Raw genomic sequence first — 17,794 nt, 5'->3', positions numbered from 1 at the left:
CTCAATCTTTAAAATTGAACGTGCCTTAGCACACAGTTTTGTGTGCCGACTTAGCTCAGCTGGTAGAGCAACTGACTTGTAATCAGTAGGTCAACCGTTCGACTCGGTTAGTCGGCACCATTTATTTTAGGTAACTTGAAGCAACTGACTTGTAATCAGTAGTCTGTATAAGTTATCCGTTCGACTCGGTTAGTCGGCACCATTTATTTTAGGTAACTTAAAGCAACTAACTTGTAATCAGTAGTCTGTATAAGTTACCCGCTCGACTTCGTTAGTCGGCACCATTTATTTAAAAGCCTCGCTTATAGCGGGGCTTTTTTGTTTTTGTATAGTTAATCTCTTAAACACATTACAAAAAGTTAATTTTAGTATTAAAAATTGCTGATCATTTACTCATTTTTACCGTATAACTGGCTATTATGTTAATTCATCGCTAGCTATGTAATGTTATGTAAAGTAAGTTGAGCAAAATTTGCCAAAGTGCTTGAATTACGTTCATAAATAGCAGTAATTTAGGTTTAATTATGATTTGGCAATGCAAGCCAACCCTACTGGCAATTAGTGTGATGCTGCTCAGCGGCTGTGCGAGTGATTTAAACTCGTCTCAGCGCATGCAAGTCCCTAATAATATGCCTCAGCAATGGCAGCAAGAAGCATCAAGCTCAGTATTAAAAGTACAAGAGCAATGGCTTACACAATTACAAAATCCTACGCTTAATAAATTTGTACAACAAGCACTTAAAAATAACCAACAGCTTTTGCAAACGAGTTATGATGTTGAAATTCAAAAGCAGCAACTTATAGTCTCGGGCGCTGCACTTTGGCCAAGCCTTGATTTATCAACACGTACAAGCCGTAGTAAAGACAACCGCCCTGTAAGTTACGACAACGCAAGCTCAGCTAGTTTAAACTTAACTTACGAGGTTGATTTATGGGGTAAGCTCTCTGACGCCAAGCGCGAAGCTAATCTTAACTATTTAGCTCAGCAGGCACGGTTTGAGCAAGCTAAACAGCAACTTGTTGCTGATGTAGTAACAGGTTGGTTTGATGTGGTTACGGCGCAGCAATTACTGGATTTATTTAAGCGTCGCGAAGCCAACTCACAACAAAATCTCGATATTATTGAAGCTGGCTATCGCCAAGGCATAAACGAAGCGCTCGATGTGTATTTAGCGCGTAATGAGCTTAATAATGAACGCTCTCGCATTGCCACTCAAACAGCGAGTTTATCGGCATCAGCACGTGTACTTGAGCGTTTACTTGGTGAATACCCAAAAGGCGCTATTACTGCTAGTAGTGACTTACCTGTTATTAATACCGATATTCCTCTAGGATTACCTTCTGAGCTTATAACGCGAAAACCTACTCTACGTGCAAGTTGGTATGAGCTTTTAGCAGCCGACGCATCATTGGCATATGCGCACAAACAACGCTTTCCAAGTTTAGATTTAACAGCTTCATTAAGTGATAGTACAGACAGAGTAAGCGACTTGTTTTCTCCATCAAGCCTTGCATGGTCTTTGTTAGGTAGTATTTCAGCGCCACTTTTTGAAGGTGGGCGCTTAAAAGCCAACGAAGAAATAGCGCGTCTTAATACTCAAAAGCAAGAGCAGCTTTATTTACAAACGCTTTATGACGCATTTGGTGATGTTGAAAATGCAATTTCGCAGCAGCAGTCCCTCAAAGCTCAATATACAAGCACGTTAGAGGCACAAGAAAACGCACTTGCTGCAGAGCAATTGTCGTTTGAGCAGTATCAAAGTGGCTTGGTAACTTACACGACAGTGCTTGATGCCCAAGACCGTTCTTTTGACGCGCAAAGCTCCTTAATCGATATTAAAAACCAATTAATAGCCAATAGAATTAACCTACACATTGCCCTTGGTGGTGATTTTGCAAAGCCCTCAAGTGAACTAAAGAGCAATAACGATGAAAACTAAAACAGCAAAAATTATTATTCCAGCGGTGGTTATTGTTGCCACAATTTTAATTGTTATGTTTATTAAGGGGAATCCTCCAGAGGCTAAACGCTTTGGGACACCTCCGAAGGCATCAATAAGTGTGGCTGCGCTTGAGCTAAAACCACAAAATTATCAAGTTATGATAGACAGCTACGGTACGGTAAAACCACGTACACAAAGTTTGTTAGTGGCTCAGGCATCTGGGCAAATAATTGAAGTAAGTGATGACTTTAGAGAAGGCGGTTTTTTTGAAAAAGGCGATGTACTTTTAAAACTAGACGACAGAGATCATCAGGCTGAAGTTAAATCTGCTCAAGCCAATTTATTAACCGCAGAGCAAGGTTTGCTAGAAGAGAAGGCGCGTGGGCAACAAGCTATTACCGATTGGAAGCGCCTTGGCGGCTCAAATCAGGCAAGCAGCTTAGTACTACGTGAGCCACAACTAGCAGCCGCTGAAGCTGAGGTTTTATCGGCTCAGGCAGCACTTGAAAAAGCGATGCTTGATTTAGAGCGCACTAAAGTAACGGCGCCATATGCGGGGCGTATACTTAGCCGCAGTGTTGATTTAGGGCAAGTTGTTACTAACAACACGCAGTTAGCAACCATTTACGCAATCGATAGCGTTGAGATTCGCTTACCAATTAAAAATAAAGATCTCCCATTTGTAAATTTACCAGAGCAGTATCGCGATGGTGCTAAAAACCAAGCGGGTTCAATTGTTAAATTTACTTCTGACTTAGTAGGTGAGCAAACGTGGCAAGGTCAATTAGCACGCACAGAAGGTGCTATAGATGAAGGCGCACAGCAGCTTTATGTAGTTGCTAAAATTAATGACCCGTATAAAGCAACAGCAAATAACCAGTACCCAATAAAAATTGGGCAGTATATAAAAGCGCAAATTACCGGCAGAACAGTATCTAACGCACTTATAATTCCTAACAGTACAATTTATCAAGGAACGTACGTTTACATTGTTGAAGGTGGCGTACTTAAGCGCAAAGACATCACACTAGCTTGGCAAAATGCGACTCAGGCGATGATAAAAACCGGTTTAAACGCAAATGATAAGCTTGTTATTACTCCACTTGGCCAAGTAAGTTCAGGAACTCAAGTAAGTATTTTAGGTGAACAAAGCGCAGATCAACCTAAAAGCCGTGGAGTGAATGGGCAAGGTAAAGGAAAGCGTCTGACTCCAGAGCAGCTTGAACAAAAAGCAAAAGAGCTTGGTATTAGTGTTGAAGAGTTAAAAAAACGCCGTCCAGCAAAGCAAGGAGATAAGCCATGATAGCTTGGTTTGCCAAAAACCATGTTGCTGCTAACTTATTGCTAGTAACGTTGCTGCTGTCGGGGCTTTTTAGTTTATCGACTAAAATACCGCTTGAAGTATTCCCTTCATTCGAAACCGACATGATAAGCGTGAACGTAAGTTTGCGCGGCTCAACACCAGAGGATGTAGAGCAAGGCGTAACAATTCGTATAGAAGAAGCCGTACAAGATTTAGAAGGTATTAAGCAAATATTTAGCCGCTCTTCTGAAGGCTCAGGCTCTGTAACAATTGAAGTTGAAACGGGCTACGACCCGCGTGAGCTTTTAGCCGATATTAAAAGTCGTGTAGATGCAATTAACACCTTTCCAGCCGATGCTGAAAAGCCAATAGTCGCGCTTGCGGAGCGAATTCGCGAAGTTATCGCGGTTACCGTATCAAGTGATTACGGCGAAAAAGAAACCCGTGAATACGCAGAAACAGTACGCGATCAAATTCTACGTTTACCAAATGTGACGCAGGTAGAGCTAAGTGGTGTTCGTGATTACGAAATTGCCATTGAAGTAAGCCAAGACGTTCTTCGCCAGTACGATTTAAGTTTGGCACAAATATCGAGTGCCATTGCTAATTCAAGCTCTGATATTTCTGCTGGTAACTTAAAAACTGAAGGTGGGGACGTACTTATAAGCTCTAAAGGGCAAGCATATCGTAAAGATGAATTTGCCAATATTGTTGTTAAAAACCAAGCTGACGGCACTATTATTCGTTTAGGCGATATTGCAATAATTAAAGACGATTTTGAAGAAACCCCAGTACGCACTCGCTTTAATGGTAAGCAGGCTGCATTTATCGACGTATATCGAATTGGTCCGCAAAGTGCGATTACTGTTGCTGACGAAGTTAAAAATTACATAAAAGAGCAACAAAGCTCCCTTCCACAAGGATTTGAACTAAGTTACTGGGATGATGATTCGGAGCTGGTTAAAAGTCGAATTGCCACACTAACGACCAATGCCCTACAAGGCGGTATTTTAGTACTTGCTTTGCTTACTTTGTTTTTACGACCTGCAATTGCATTTTGGGTATTTATTGGTATTCCGGTTTCGTTTATGGGCGCGTTTATAGCGATGCCTATATTTGGCGTAACCCTTAATATTATGAGCTTATTTGGCTTTATATTAGTACTTGGGATTGTTGTTGATGACGCCATAGTTACTGGCGAAAATGTCTATACCCATTTAAAAACAGCTAAGTCGGGCGAGCAGGCTGCAATTTTAGGTACTCAAGAAGTCGCAACACCAGTAACATTTGGTGTATTAACTACCGTTGCCGCCTTTTTACCTTTGGCCTTTATTGAAGGGGCGCGCGGTGCTTTGTTTGCACAAATACCGGTAGTGGTTATTCCGGTATTATTGTTTTCATTGATTGAATCTAAATTTGTACTACCCGCACATTTAAAATATATAAAACTACGCCACGAAAAAGGCGAACCTTCAAAGTTTGATGTTATTCAACAGCGTTTTGCAGATGGATTTGAAAACGCGATTTTAAAATACTACCAACCCACTTTAAATTTAGCACTGCGCCATAAATTGGCTTCGGTAAGTTTGTTTGTTGGTGTGTTTATAATAATTTTAACCATGATCACTAGTGGTTGGACTAAGTTTGTATTTTTCCCGCGTATACCAAGCGAAACAGTCCGCGTTAACTTAACACTACCAACAGGTACGCCGTTTGAAGTCACTAATAAATACGTAATTGATATGTCGCAAAAGGCGCAGCAATTACAAGAAAAATACCGCGACCCAGATACAGGTGAAAGCGTTATTTTAAATATATTAGCCACAACAGGTGGGCGCGGTGGTGTATCTAATTCAGGTTCTGTACGCTTTGAAATAACACCGGCTGAAAAGCGTGAATCAGACATAGGATCAAGAGAGCTTGCCAGCGAATGGCGCGATTTAATTGGTGTCATTCCAGGCGCTGAAAGCTTAACGTTTAGAGCTGAAATTGGCCGAAGTTCTGACCCAATTGACGTGCAGCTGAGCGGGACTTCGTTGACTATTTTACAAGACGTGGCTGATCACATTAAAACCCGTTTATCGACCTACCCAACGGTATTTGATATTGCCGATAGCATGTCTGATGGTAAAGAAGAGTTACAAATAGAGCTTACGCAGCAAGGCTTAGCGCTGGGCTTAAATAGAGTCAATGTTGCAGGTCAAGTGCGTAACTCGTTCTTTGGCTCGCAAGTCCAACGTATTCAGCGCGGACGTGATGATGTACGAGTAATGGTACGCTTGCCCATAGACGAGCGCCGCTCTGTAGCCGATTTACAAAATATACTCATCAATACACCTACTGGTGGCTCGGTGCCGTTATCGCATGTTGCAACCCTTACCGCAGGGCAAAGCCCGTCAACTATTAACCGAATAGACCGCTACCGTACTTTAAATGTAACAGCGGATATCGAAAAAAATAACACCAACATGACCATACTTCAGGCTGACCTAACGGAGTATTTAGATGAATTAATGCAGCAATATCCTGGAGTAGATTACAAACTAGAAGGTGAGGCTAAAGAGCAGCGAGAGTCGTTTGGGTCATTGGCTTGGGCGCTTGTGTTTGTATTTTTCATAATTTATGCGCTATTAGCAATACCGCTTAAATCTTACTTACAGCCAATTATAGTAATGAGTGTAATTCCATTTGGCATGATAGGTGCTGTAGTCGGGCATTGGATTATGGGCATGGATTTAACCATTATGAGCTTGCTTGGTATGCTCGCTTTAACTGGGGTGGTAGTAAATGACTCCCTTGTACTAGTTGATTTTATCAATAAAAAGCGCAGTGAAGGCGGCAAATTACTAGATGCGGTTAAAATTGCAGGTGCATCGCGTTTTCGCCCTGTAATGCTAACTAGTTTAACGACCTTTATTGGCTTAATGCCGTTATTATTTGAAAAAGCGACTCAGGCGCAGTTTTTAATACCTATGGCGGTAAGTCTAGGGTTTGGGATTATTTTTGCGACCTTTATTACTTTATTGTTAGTGCCAATAAACTACATGATGATGGAGCGCTTTCAAGGTTGGTTTAAGTAAATAAGCGTAAGCATTTAAAATTTAGCTGTAAGTAAGAAATTGCTTGCAGCTTTTTTTTTGCCAAAAATTATAAAAATAATGTACGAAGGTATAGCAAAAAAATGAATAAGTAATAAGAGGGAGTATAAAAATAAGAAGGTGTTCCCCAAGATACGGTACCCGGTTTCAGTCCTGAAACCAGAAGGTTTCAGGGCGGAAATCTGCGGTTTACCGTAGGCTTCTCGGTACATGCCAAGCTTGCACAATAGTAGACGAACAGAAATCCTGGTATAAAATTTATCGGCTCAGGGACTTAACCAAGCTCCGGTACCCCAGGGAACAATTTAAGTATATAAGACATAATCCAATCCTTAAACCCTAAACGTAAAAAATTAAACCGTTCGCTTAGTTTTCCCGCACCTTTAACTCGTCATTTACTTTATCGCATGGTTTTTGAGCTTGATCATACAATTAATTGGAGTTGCTTTTTATCGAGTGGTAGCATTGCCTTAACTTGCAAAGCGAAGATTCGATTATGAACGATTTACCCGATTACGAAAAAGCTCAACTGCTTTTAGAAAAAAACGAAATATTTGTATCACCTGCCGAAGCGCATGGTGTAATTAGTGGTTTACTTGCGTGTGGTTTAACCATTGACGACAAAGAATACTTAGGCCTTTTGAGCGATGTGTTTAACGATGGTGAATCATTTAGTAACGATTTAAAGCAGTTTTTTGGCACTATTTATAAGCAAGTAGTTGCGAGCTTTAATGATGACGAATTTCAGTTTGATTTATTTTTACCAAACGATGACGAAACACTCATCGATCAGGCTAATGGCCTCGTATCATGGGTAGCAGGGTTTATGCTTGGTTTTGGCTTAAAGCAAAAAGATTACGGTAAGTTATCAAGCGATGTTAAAGAGGTTATTACTGACTTTAGCGAAATCACTCGCCTAGATACCACTTTTGAAGAAACCGAAGAAGACAGCCAAGCGCTGCACGAAGTGATTGAATATGTGCGCGTATCAGCACTACTTTGTTTCGCAGAGCTTGGTAAAGAGCAAAACACGCAAAGTACTAAAAAAACACTTCATTAGTTTAAAAAGTTAAACGGATTGGTTAATAATGGTTGAAGTACAAAAGTCAGAATTTAAAGCACGCCGCGAGCGTTTACTTGCGCAAATGGATAAAAATAGCGTTGCTATTATTCCTGCTGCAAGCGAAGTGACGCGTAGCCGCGATACCGAATATGCATTTAGACAAGATAGCGACTTTTTCTATTTAACAGGCTTTAACGAACCCGACGCTGTACTTGTACTATGTAACAACAGCGATGCACCCAGTACTTTATTTTGCTTAGATAAAGACAAGCTTGCAGAAATTTGGCATGGCCGCAGAGTTGGCTTTGATAAAGCTAAAAGCGACTACTTGTTTGATGAAGCTTACCCGCTAAGTGAATTAAACGATAAGCTGCTCGATATACTAAATGAAAAAGATGCGATTTATTTTGCACAAGGTGCTTATCCTTCATTTGATACCAAAGTGTTTACGTTACTAGGTACACTTAGAAGTGGTGCGCGAAAAGGCCTCAAAGCACCGAGTACTTTAAAAGAAATACGCGGCCTTATTCATGAAATGCGTTTGTTTAAATCGACAAGCGAGATAGATGTTATGCGAGAAGGTTGTGAAATTAGTGCGAGAGGGCACATGCGCGCTATGCGTTTTTCACACCCCGGAGCTACTGAATTTCAGCTAGAGGCAGAGCTGCATCATCATTATGCTATGAATGGTGCGCCGCACCCGGCGTACGGCACAATTGTTGGTAGTGGCGACAACGCCAATATTTTACATTACACGCAAAATAGCGACGTATTAAAAAATGGCGACCTGGTACTTATAGACTCCGGTTGTGAGCTACAAGGTTACGCAGCCGATATTACCCGTACTTTTCCAGTAAATGGTCAATTTAGCGAAGAGCAAGCCGCGCTTTATAATATTGTTCTTAAAGCGCAAGAAGTTGCTTTTGATGAAGTAAAACCCGGTGGTTACATGTCGCATGCTAATAAACTAGCAATGGAAGTAATGACCCAAGGTTTACTTGATTTAGGTATTTTAACCGGCGACTTTGATGAGCTAATGGCAAAAGGGGCATGTAAAGAATATTACATGCACGGGCTTGGGCATTGGCTTGGTTTAGATGTGCATGATGTTGGCGATTACAAAGTAAATAACGTTGAGCGTGCATTTGAGCCCGGTATGGTACTCACCATAGAGCCTGGGCTTTATATCAGCGAAGACTCAAGCGCACCGCAAAAATACAAAGGCATTGGTATTCGTATTGAAGATAACTTGCTAGTTACCGAAACAGGCCATGAAAACTTGACCCTAAGCGTGCCTAAAAAAATTAGCGATATAGAAGCACTTATGCAAAGTGCTAAAAACGTATAAAGCTCGGAGAGTAAAGTGGCTAAGCAGTTTGATGTAGTTGTTATTGGCGGTGGTTTAGCGGGAGCAAGCTGCGCGTTAAGTGTGGCTAAAACTAATCCCGCGTTAAATATTGCCGTTGTAGAAGCTAATCAAGTTACCGGCGACTACCACCCAAGCTTTGATGACAGAAGCATTGCACTTGCTCAGCAATCGGTAGAGTATTTACAAAGCCTCAATTTATTTGAACAAAATGCCCCTTACACCGCCGCAATCAAAAAAGTGAGCGTGTCTGATAGAGGCCACTTTGGCAAAGCGCACATTAATTGCGACGAATTTGCTAAACCTTCACTTGGTTACGTAGTAGAAGTTAACCCTTTTGGCCGAGCGCTCCACCTGCGTTTAACGCAATCAAATATTACGCTTTTGTGCCCCGATAGCGTAATTGCCATTGAGCAAACCCTGCACAGCAATACACTTACCCTGCAAAGCGGCGAGCAATTAAGCGCAGCGCTATTGGTTATTGCTGATGGTGCACAATCACCCACACGTAATTTACTTGAGCTTGGCTTTAATACCCAGCCTTATGAACAAGGCGCAATTATTGCCAATGTAGAAGTAGCTGGTGGGCATAATAATCATGCCTTTGAGCGTTTTACACAAAGCGGGCCTATGGCGTTATTACCCATGAGCAATAACCGTTATTCGTTGGTGTGGTGTATGAGCCAAGATCAGGTTGAACAGCACATGGCACTTAATGAACAAGACTTTATAAGTGCCCTACAAAGTGCGTTTGGTTATCGCGGTGGTCAATTTACTAAAGTAGGCATGCGCACGAGTTACCCGCTCGTTTACGGGCAAGTCGAGTCTTTGACTGCGCACCGTACAGTGGTTATTGGTAATGCCGCACATGCTATTCATCCTATTGCAGGGCAAGGTTTTAATTTAGGCCTTCGCGACGTGCAAGTACTAAGTAATTTAATAGCAAACAGCCAACACGGTTTAGGCAGCTATGCGTTTACACGTGAATATTCTAAAAAGCGCAGTGATGATATAAAAACCGTAATGAGCTTAACCGATGCACTTGTTAGGCTTTTTTCAAACTCATCGCGAGTGCTCGCATTGGGGCGCAGTATTGGGTTGTTTTCGATGGATTTATTTCCCGCATTAAAAGCGCCATTAGCCAAACAGTTAATGGGGCAAGTTAAACAAGGTAGGCGTTTATGAAGCAAGCACAGGTTTGTATTGTAGGTGGTGGCTGCGTAGGGCTAACACTAGCACTTGGATTGGCAAAAGCCGATATAAGCGTCGTTGTACTCGACGGCGCACCAACACAAGCGTTGCCAACTGACGAATATGGTTTGCGCGTAAGTGCGCTAAGCATTGCAAGTCAAACCTTGCTTGAGCAATTAAATGTATGGCCAGAAATTATCGCACAGCGAGCGTGCGCTTATACGCATATGGACGTACGTGATGCCGACAGCTTTGGCAAAATAGCGTTTGATAACAAACAACTTGAGCTTGATCATTTAGGCCACATTGTTGAAAACGACATTATCCGCTACGCGCTTATAAAAGAGCTAGAGCAACAAAGCAGCGCAACACTAATGTTTGATACGCAGTATCAGCAAATACATCAAAGCGAATCAGATGTATTTATAACGCTTAAAAGTGGCGAGCCAATTATTGCAAAACTGCTGGTGGCCGCTGATGGGGCAAACTCAGCTATTCGCAAACAATTTAATATGGCACTTAGCTTTAAAGATTACGATCACCATGCGCTAGTCGCAACCGTAAAAACCAAAGAGCCGCACGAAAACACCGCACGCCAAGTGTTTTTACCAACCGGGCCGCTGGCATTTTTACCTCTGAGCGATGCAAATACCCATTCAATAGTATGGTCTACTAGCCCAAACCACTGCGATGAGCTGCTTGCAATGGACGACAGCAGCTTTAATAAAGCCGTAATGGCAGCCATAGATGGCCAATGCGGGCTGTGTGAAGTGCAAAGCAAACGCGCTGCTTTTCCACTTAAAATGCGCTACGCCCAGCAATGGGTTTCAGGCAAAGTGGTACTCATTGGCGATGCTGCACATACAATCCATCCACTTGCAGGGCTTGGTATGAATCTAGGCCTAAAAGATGCCGCTTATTTAATTGAGCTACTCACAAGTGATAGCAAGGAGTTTGCAAGCTCGCGCACACTTCGCGATTACGAACGTACCCGTAAGCTCGATGCGCAAAAGCACATAGCCATGATGCAGGGGTTAAAAGAGCTATTTGAAGGTGCAAACCCGGTTAAAAAACTTATCCGCGGAGTAGGGCTATCATTAGTTGATAATTTAGGCCCAATAAAACACCTGTTCGCCAAAGAAGCGATAGGAAAGTGATGTAGGTTGAGTGAAACAAAACCCCACGAGAAAAGCGGTTTTTTATTAAAATAAATTAAGTACTTACTTTGTATGTTTTTTCGGTAAACTTTGTTATTTTTACATTAAATATAATAAAAAGTTTTTACTAAATTTTAAGGAAGAAATAAATGTTAAAAATAACACTCTTATTTTTTTTATTAACTGCGTCTGTAGTTCATGCAAAAGATAAACCGTGGGAGTCTTACGCTAAACTTCCAATGGTAGAGCAACCACAAATATCGCCAAATGGAGAAATGATAGCAACACTTTATAATACTGCTGAAGGCCCTACTATCAGTTTAGCTAAATTTCCTAGTATCGAATTCAATATATTAGCAAGTCTCAAAAAAGATAAAGACAGAGTCGACTTTATTCGTTGGTCAGGTAATAAATATATCATTGTTTCTGCTAGTTACCCTGAATATGTCAATGGTCAATACATGAGAGTTTCAAGGTTATATTCGATCAATGTTGAAACCAATGAAAGTAAAATGCTAACTACGCGACGTTTTTCTGAATATAAGTGGTATAGATATCAGAGTTTCAGACTCGTTTCCTCACTTAAAAATGAGCCAGATTTCGCGCTAGTGTCAACGTTTGATGAAAAAGATAAAGCTTATTCTGTTTTTAAAGTTGAATTAGGTGATTCTAGTTTTGATAAAATTCAGAGGAATAAAGAAAATATTGGAAGTTGGTATGCAGACCCTAAGGGAGTTTTACGCCTGGGGATCGCAATTGATAAAAAAGATGATAAGTTTATTGCTTCAATATGGTATCGAGCAAAGAAAGATGAAGCATTAAAAATGATTCATACCCATATATTGGGTGAAGATAGTACTTTCTCCATCCAAGGCCTTAATGAAGATGGTACAAAAGCTTACGTCCTTTCTGATCGTGTATTAAACAGACAAGCTTTATGGTCATATGATATCGAGTCAGGGGAGTTTGAAGAGCTTGTTTATAGCAATGATAAATACGATATAAATAATGCAATCGTTAATAGTGAGGGCGATTTTATAGGGGTTGGCTACTATGATGATTTCTACAAGAGCCATTATTTTTCAGAGGTAGACGGTAAGCAAGAGCTTATGGTTACTAATTTATTTGGTGATAAGCAAGCTAGTATTGTTAGCCGTAGTAAAGATAGAACACGAATTCTTGTAAATGTAATAAGTGATTCAGTCAGCCCTACTTATTATTATTTTGATTTAAACACAAAGAAGGGCGGCGCTTGGTTATCTAAATTTCCTTATTTAGCACGTAATAAATTTGTACCAGTGCAAAACTATAGCTTTAAAGCGAGTGATGGAGCTGAAATCTCAGGCTATTTTACAAAACCAGAAGGGATTAAAACTCCGCCGCTAATTGTTATGCCTCACGGAGGACCGCATAGTCGAGACTACAAATACTTTAATCGAGAGCTTCAATATTTAGTTAGTTTAGGTTATGCGGTATTGCAAGTGAACTTCAGGGGCTCAGAAGGTTTTGGTAGCGCTTTTGAAACTGATGGTTATTATCAGTGGGGTAAACGTATGCAACAAGATGTATATGATGCGATGGATTGGGCTACTAGAACCGGATTAACATCAAAAAATAATGCATGTATTTATGGCGCAAGTTATGGTGGTTATGTTGCATTAACAGCTGCATGGCAAGAGCCCGAACGCTTTAAATGCATTATTAGTATTTCTGGAATATCGGATCTAAAAGGGTTAGTTGAAGATGAAGAGCGACAAGATGCCTACCTAGGTAATATTGTTGATATGACTGATAGTAAAGCCGTTGATGCATTATCTGAGGTTTCGGCAATCAATATGATTAACCGAATTAAAGCCCCAATTTTGCTTATCCATGGGACAAAAGATACGAGAGTTGACTATCGACAATCAAAATATTTTTATGATAAAGCAAAGCGAAACCTAGATATAAAGTATGTTGAAATTGATGACGGAACACACTTTTTTGATGATCCAGAAAGCTTAAAAGTACAATACAAAGAGGTTACTGAGTTTCTTAAAAAGCATTTGTAAGTAAATCAAATGAGCTTTTTTATTCAAAACCGATGTTTAGTTTAAACATCGGTTTTTTGTTTTTAACTAGTTTGAAATAAATTTAGAGCTGCTCATTTTCACGCGAGCGTAGCTTGTAATTACTATCGTTAGCTAAAAAGTGCTTTGCGTTAAATCAGTTACAAATTCTTTTGTGCTTCATTCACCATATCTTTGAGCGCATCAATTAACATTGGATCTCGCGAGTTTTGCTTAGCAAGTTCTAATGCGTGTTTCATACTAGTGACGGCCTCTTTGAACTGCTTATTTTCAGTATAGCCTTGCGATAAACGCATGTGAGAATAGGCTGCATTTGGGTAATGAGTAGTAAAGTGTTTAAGCGTGGTAACAGCTTTAGCTGTGTTACCAAATTTTTGCTGGCTATGAGCAAATTCTACATATACATCTTGTGGAATTTTAAGCTCAAACCCATATTTATCACTCAGTGCTTGGTAGTAACCTGTAATAAGCGATACATCAGCAAATCTTCCGTGCTCGTCAGTAACGCTAAAAATTAGGTCGCCAAATAAGTGAATTAGGCTATCGCTAAGCGCTGGTAGTATGGTGCCCATATGACTAAAAGTAGGGTAATGCTTATATTCCCATTTTAGCTGTGTGGGCATTTGTTGCTCTAAATTTACTAAAGTATTTAATACACCTGTATAAAAGCGTGACCCTTCACTTGCTACACTAATAAATAACGATTGACCGCCTTTAGGGCTTTTAGTGTATTTTATAATATTATTTTTTAATTCTTCATCACTCCACCAACTGTTTGGGCTTATAGCTATATAGTTATTAAATAACTCAGGCTGATTAACTAAAGTATAAAGCGCTAAAGTACCTGCATTAGAGTGGCCAATTAACGTGTTGTAGCCGTTAGTTGAGTAGTTAGAATTTATGTATGGCATAAGTTCGTCAGAAACAAATTTCAAAAACTCGTCAGTTTGCCCCGCTTCAGGCCATTTATTTTTTACAAAGGTTTGAAACTCAGTTTTAGGCTCACCATCTACTTTAGGTAAGTAATCACGAACGCGGTTAGTTGTATCAATACCAACAAGCAAGGCATTAGGTATCTGCTCGTAATCAACAAGGGATTTAATAACACCAGACGCCGTATGAAAGTGCTCAACACCATCAAGTAAATAAATAACATAAAGCGGCTGATCGTCTTTTACAGTGTCAGGTATGAAAATTTTAATGGGTCTGTCTTCGTTAAGTATTTTTGATTGCAGAATGACTTTTTTACCAACGGTTATGTCAGTTGTATTGGTTTTTGCGTGGCTTAAAAATGGTGTACTAAAAGTAAGTATTAATACAAGCGATAGTAAGAGCTTCATAAATATCCTTATTTAATAATGTATTGCTTAATAATTGCACGGCTTTAAGCTTGAGTAAATACTTATATTTTGAGGCAGGTGTTAGACTTAAGTAATTCAAAGCTGCGCTTTTTTATGCGCGCAAGCTTGGCGTATATGATAAATATTAAACTACGAGTTTAGCTTTTCCTTTAGGCCTAAGGCTTGCTAACGGGATGAGCGAAGCTCGCAATAATTGCCTTTAAACTCTTATCTATAAAAGCTTAAAAAACCTGCTTGCTTAATTATCCGTCTAAGCGTAAAATGCGCGCTCATTTCGGCTTTTAAACTATTAATTCCTTGCCTTAAACCGACCGGCCGAAACGGTAGAAGGCTCTATTAACCGTAAGGAATATCCATGCGTCATTACGAAATCGTATTCATGGTTCACCCTGATCAGAGTGAGCAAGTAACTGGTATGATCGAACGTTATACTGGTTCTATCACTGAAGCTGGTGGTACTATCCACCGTCTTGAAGACTGGGGCCGCCGTCAACTGGCTTACCCAATCAACAAGCTTCATAAAGCTCATTATGTTCTTATGAACGTTGAAGCACCTACTGAAGTAATCAGCGAGCTAGAAACTACTTTCCGCTACAACGATGCAGTGCTTCGTAACTTAGTTATGCGTACTAAAAATGCTGTAACTGAAGCGTCTCCTCTTGCAAGAGAAGAGAAGAAAGAAGCACCAGCTGCTTAATTGTTTTGAGTCCTAGCATGGCATGTAGTCAGCAGTTATTATAATGGTTAGCCCATATATGAATCAGCTGGTTATATCTGGGGTAGTTTGTAAAACTCCCAAGTTTAGCCAAAGCCCTGCTGGCATCCCGCATTGTATTTTTGTTGTAGAACATAAATCAATGCAAACCGAAGCAGACCTTAACCGTAATAGTTATGTGAGGCTTCAGGTAGTTGCCAGTGGAAAGCAAATGCAACAACAGACTCAACATTTGCACGTTGGGCAGGCATTGCAAGTGAGTGGTTTTTTAAATCGCCACGAAGGTCGTAACGGCCTTAGCCAATTGGTTTTGCATGCTCAGCATATAGAAAGAATTATTTGAGGAATTAATCTCATGGCACGTTATTTCAGACGTCGTAAGTTCTGCCGCTTTAAAGCGGAAGGCGTACAACAAATCGATTACAAAGATCTAGCTACTCTTAGAAACTATGTTACAGAAAGTGGCAAAATCGTACCTAGCCGTATCACAGGTACTAGCGCTAAATACCAGCGCCAGCTAGCAACTGCTATTAAGCGTGCTCGCTACTTAGCCCTTCTTCCATACACTGACTTACATAAGTAAGCAGCGGATTAACAGTTTTTAAAAGGTGTAGAAACATGCAAGTTATTCTACTAGATAAGATCGCTAACCTAGGTAGCCTAGGTGAACAGGTTGTAGTTAAATCTGGTTTCGCACGTAACTTCCTTTTCCCGCAAGGTAAGGCAGTTCCTGCGACTAAAGCTAACATTGAAACGTTTGACGCTCGTCGTGCAGAACTTGAAGCGAAAATCGCTGAACAGTTAGTTGCTGCACAAGCACGCGCTGAAAAACTAGAAGCATTAGCAGAAGTTACATTAGTATCTAAAGCTGGTGACGAAGGTAAGTTATTCGGTTCAATCGGTACTCGTGACATCGCTGACGCTATCTCAGCTGTTGGTGTTGAAGTTGCTAAGTCAGAAGTTCGTTTGCCTCTAGGTACTATCCGTGAGACTGGTGAATTTGACGTATCAATTTCAGTTCACTCAGACGTAACGGCTACTATCAAAGTAATCGTAATCGCTGAAGCTTAATTTTTAATTAAGCTAAAAAAGCCGTGCTATTAGCACGGCTTTTTTGTGCCTATAATTTGGCTAACTTCATTAGTTGAGGGCACAGTTAAATAATACCAATCCGCAATAATACTTAATCATTTTGCGGGGCTAAACGTGTCGCTACCTGTGTTAAAAAATTCTCATTTACGACTGCATGGATGCAGAAGGTAGAGCAATGCAGGAGCAATTGCCGAGAACAACTAAATAGCGAATTTTTTGTCTAGCTATCAACACGTTTTTCCATCCTCAAAATAGATCACTTAATTAAGCGAATTGGTATAGAGCCTCGTATAAGCCCCTTTTTTATTCAATTATTTTTTCATTCCTTTTAAACCTTTTCGAACTGTCATTACGTCTAACTTATCAATACACTTAAATAGCAACTCAACAATAATAATTAAAAGGCGGCATCACGGATGTTACACGTTAAACCCGAACCAACGCCTTTGTGCGAAGCTGCACTCATTGAGCGAGTTAAATCGGGTGATCAAGGCGCATACACAACGCTTTATGAGTTACATATAAAACGAGTATACGGTTTATGTTTACGCTTATTAGCAGACCAAGAACACGCCGAAGACGCCGCCCAAGAGGTATTTGTACAGGTATGGCATAAAATAGCATTATTTGATGGGCGTTCGCAGTTTTCTACTTGGCTATATAGTGTTGCCAGTAACGTAGCGATAAGTTACCTGCGTAAGCAAAAAAACTGGTTACAAAAAGTAGTAAGTATTGAACACAGCGGTATGGATGAGCAATCAGCTAACGACTGCAAAGGCTTAAATGGCCTCGATAAGTTAATAGTAAGGCTTCCTGAGCGCGCACGTATGGTATTTGTATTATTTGCTATTGAAGGTTACAGGCACGAGGAAATCGCGGAGCAATTAGGTATGGCTGTTGGTTCAAGTAAGTCACAATATCATCGTGCTAGGCAGTTATTACAAGAGTGGTATGAAAATGAGTAAACCAAACTTTAACGACTACTTAAATAAGTCATTAAACACGCTTGATAAAGAAATTACGCCACAAAAAGATTTATGGGCGGGGATTGAGCGAGCAATTGTTAATAATAAGCAGAACCCAAACAGCACTATTAGTTGGCCAAAACTAACGGCAATAGCAGCGTGTACTGTGGCTGCTTTAATTGCTGTTAATATATTTGTTATAGCACCTGAACCACAGCCCGTAGTGGCTATAAGTGATTACTTTTCGGCTCAAAAAAATAGTTTGTTAGTTGAATACGAAAATAAAGAAGCATTAACCACTAACTGGCAAGCGCAACTACAAGAACTTGAAGATGCTGAGCAAGCAATAAAGCAAGCTCTTGAAAACGAACCACAAAACCAAGCGCTACTGACAATGTTAGCGCAAATATATCAACAACAACTTGATTTAATTAACAAGGTGCACGCGCCACGTTGGCAGCACATTTAGGA

General features: G+C 40.4%; 15 protein-coding genes, 1 tRNA gene and 1 other RNA gene. 15 read left to right on the top strand and 2 right to left on the bottom strand.

Annotated elements, in window-relative coordinates:
* Nucleotides 1-44 precede the first annotated feature (44 nt).
* The 4 genes from H5088_RS02750 to H5088_RS02735 all read left to right on the top strand — a co-directional run bounded on the left by H5088_RS02750 (nucleotide 45) and on the right by H5088_RS02735 (nucleotide 6,326).
* Nucleotides 45-120, top strand: a tRNA-Thr gene (locus H5088_RS02750).
* A gap of 404 nt (nucleotides 121-524) precedes the next feature.
* Entirely contained in the window at nucleotides 525-1,940 is a 1,416-nt protein-coding gene (locus tag H5088_RS02745) for a TolC family protein (RefSeq protein WP_182752163.1), read from the top strand.
* Nucleotides 1,930-3,246, top strand: a complete 1,317-nt coding sequence (locus tag H5088_RS02740; RefSeq protein ID WP_182711835.1) for an efflux RND transporter periplasmic adaptor subunit — start codon at nucleotides 1,930-1,932, stop codon at nucleotides 3,244-3,246. The genes H5088_RS02745 and H5088_RS02740 overlap by 11 nt, the downstream gene beginning before the upstream one ends.
* Nucleotides 3,243-6,326: an efflux RND transporter permease subunit gene (locus H5088_RS02735; protein WP_182695411.1), complete on the top strand. Its 3,084-nt coding sequence runs from the start codon at nucleotides 3,243-3,245 to the stop codon at nucleotides 6,324-6,326. The genes H5088_RS02740 and H5088_RS02735 overlap by 4 nt, the downstream gene beginning before the upstream one ends.
* Before the next feature lie 138 nt (nucleotides 6,327-6,464).
* Here H5088_RS02735 and ssrS read toward each other — a convergent pair.
* Nucleotides 6,465-6,647: non-coding RNA, 6S RNA (gene ssrS / locus H5088_RS02730), on the bottom strand.
* Nucleotides 6,648-6,840: 193 nt separating this feature from the next.
* Here ssrS and H5088_RS02725 point away from each other — a divergent pair.
* The 5 genes from H5088_RS02725 to H5088_RS02705 all read left to right on the top strand — a co-directional run bounded on the left by H5088_RS02725 (nucleotide 6,841) and on the right by H5088_RS02705 (nucleotide 13,172).
* The gene (locus H5088_RS02725; RefSeq protein WP_002962745.1) at nucleotides 6,841-7,404 is read left to right on the top strand and encodes a UPF0149 family protein; all 564 of its coding nucleotides are present in this window, start codon (nucleotides 6,841-6,843) and stop codon (nucleotides 7,402-7,404) included.
* 28 nt (nucleotides 7,405-7,432) lie between these two features.
* Complete coding sequence (gene pepP / locus H5088_RS02720) at nucleotides 7,433-8,755, top strand: Xaa-Pro aminopeptidase (protein ID WP_182711836.1); 1,323 nt, start codon at nucleotides 7,433-7,435, stop codon at nucleotides 8,753-8,755.
* 15 nt (nucleotides 8,756-8,770) lie between these two features.
* Nucleotides 8,771-9,958, top strand: a complete 1,188-nt coding sequence (gene ubiH / locus H5088_RS02715) for a 2-octaprenyl-6-methoxyphenyl hydroxylase (RefSeq protein WP_182752162.1) — start codon at nucleotides 8,771-8,773, stop codon at nucleotides 9,956-9,958.
* The gene (locus H5088_RS02710; RefSeq protein ID WP_182752161.1) at nucleotides 9,955-11,121 is read left to right on the top strand and encodes an FAD-dependent monooxygenase; all 1,167 of its coding nucleotides are present in this window, start codon (nucleotides 9,955-9,957) and stop codon (nucleotides 11,119-11,121) included. Before ubiH ends, H5088_RS02710 begins: the two co-directional genes overlap by 4 nt.
* 149 nt (nucleotides 11,122-11,270) lie before the next feature.
* Complete coding sequence (locus H5088_RS02705) at nucleotides 11,271-13,172, top strand: S9 family peptidase (protein ID WP_259398080.1); 1,902 nt, start codon at nucleotides 11,271-11,273, stop codon at nucleotides 13,170-13,172.
* A 158-nt stretch (nucleotides 13,173-13,330) separates the two neighbouring features.
* On the opposite strand, the gene H5088_RS02700 is transcribed toward H5088_RS02705, so the two are convergent.
* Entirely contained in the window at nucleotides 13,331-14,530 is a 1,200-nt protein-coding gene (locus H5088_RS02700; RefSeq protein WP_182752160.1) for an alpha/beta hydrolase-fold protein, read from the bottom strand.
* A gap of 376 nt (nucleotides 14,531-14,906) precedes the next feature.
* Between H5088_RS02700 and rpsF the strand changes: the two genes are divergently transcribed.
* The 6 genes from rpsF to H5088_RS02670 all read left to right on the top strand — a co-directional run bounded on the left by rpsF (nucleotide 14,907) and on the right by H5088_RS02670 (nucleotide 17,792).
* Entirely contained in the window at nucleotides 14,907-15,248 is a 342-nt protein-coding gene (gene rpsF, locus H5088_RS02695) for a 30S ribosomal protein S6 (protein WP_002962750.1), read from the top strand.
* 43 nt (nucleotides 15,249-15,291) lie between these two features.
* Complete coding sequence (gene priB / locus H5088_RS02690) at nucleotides 15,292-15,609, top strand: primosomal replication protein N (RefSeq protein ID WP_004588456.1); 318 nt, start codon at nucleotides 15,292-15,294, stop codon at nucleotides 15,607-15,609.
* Nucleotides 15,610-15,621: 12 nt separating this feature from the next.
* Complete coding sequence (gene rpsR, locus H5088_RS02685) at nucleotides 15,622-15,849, top strand: 30S ribosomal protein S18 (protein WP_002962753.1); 228 nt, start codon at nucleotides 15,622-15,624, stop codon at nucleotides 15,847-15,849.
* 35 nt (nucleotides 15,850-15,884) lie between these two features.
* A complete protein-coding gene (gene rplI / locus H5088_RS02680; protein ID WP_002962755.1) occupies nucleotides 15,885-16,337 on the top strand; it encodes a 50S ribosomal protein L9 in 453 nt (150 codons plus the stop codon).
* 437 nt (nucleotides 16,338-16,774) lie between these two features.
* Nucleotides 16,775-17,323 carry an RNA polymerase sigma factor gene (locus tag H5088_RS02675; RefSeq protein WP_182752159.1) on the top strand — a complete coding sequence of 183 codons (549 nt, stop codon included), beginning with the start codon at nucleotides 16,775-16,777 and terminating at the stop codon, nucleotides 17,321-17,323.
* Complete coding sequence (locus H5088_RS02670; protein WP_182752158.1) at nucleotides 17,310-17,792, top strand: hypothetical protein; 483 nt, start codon at nucleotides 17,310-17,312, stop codon at nucleotides 17,790-17,792. The genes H5088_RS02675 and H5088_RS02670 overlap by 14 nt, the downstream gene beginning before the upstream one ends.
* Nucleotides 17,793-17,794 lie beyond the last annotated feature (2 nt).

The sequence above is a fragment of the Pseudoalteromonas sp. SR43-3 genome, assembly GCF_014163875.1.
Classification (GTDB): domain Bacteria; phylum Pseudomonadota; class Gammaproteobacteria; order Enterobacterales; family Alteromonadaceae; genus Pseudoalteromonas; species Pseudoalteromonas distincta.
Note: the sequence above shows the minus strand (reverse complement) of the source record. Positions and strands in the feature narration are given on the sequence as shown.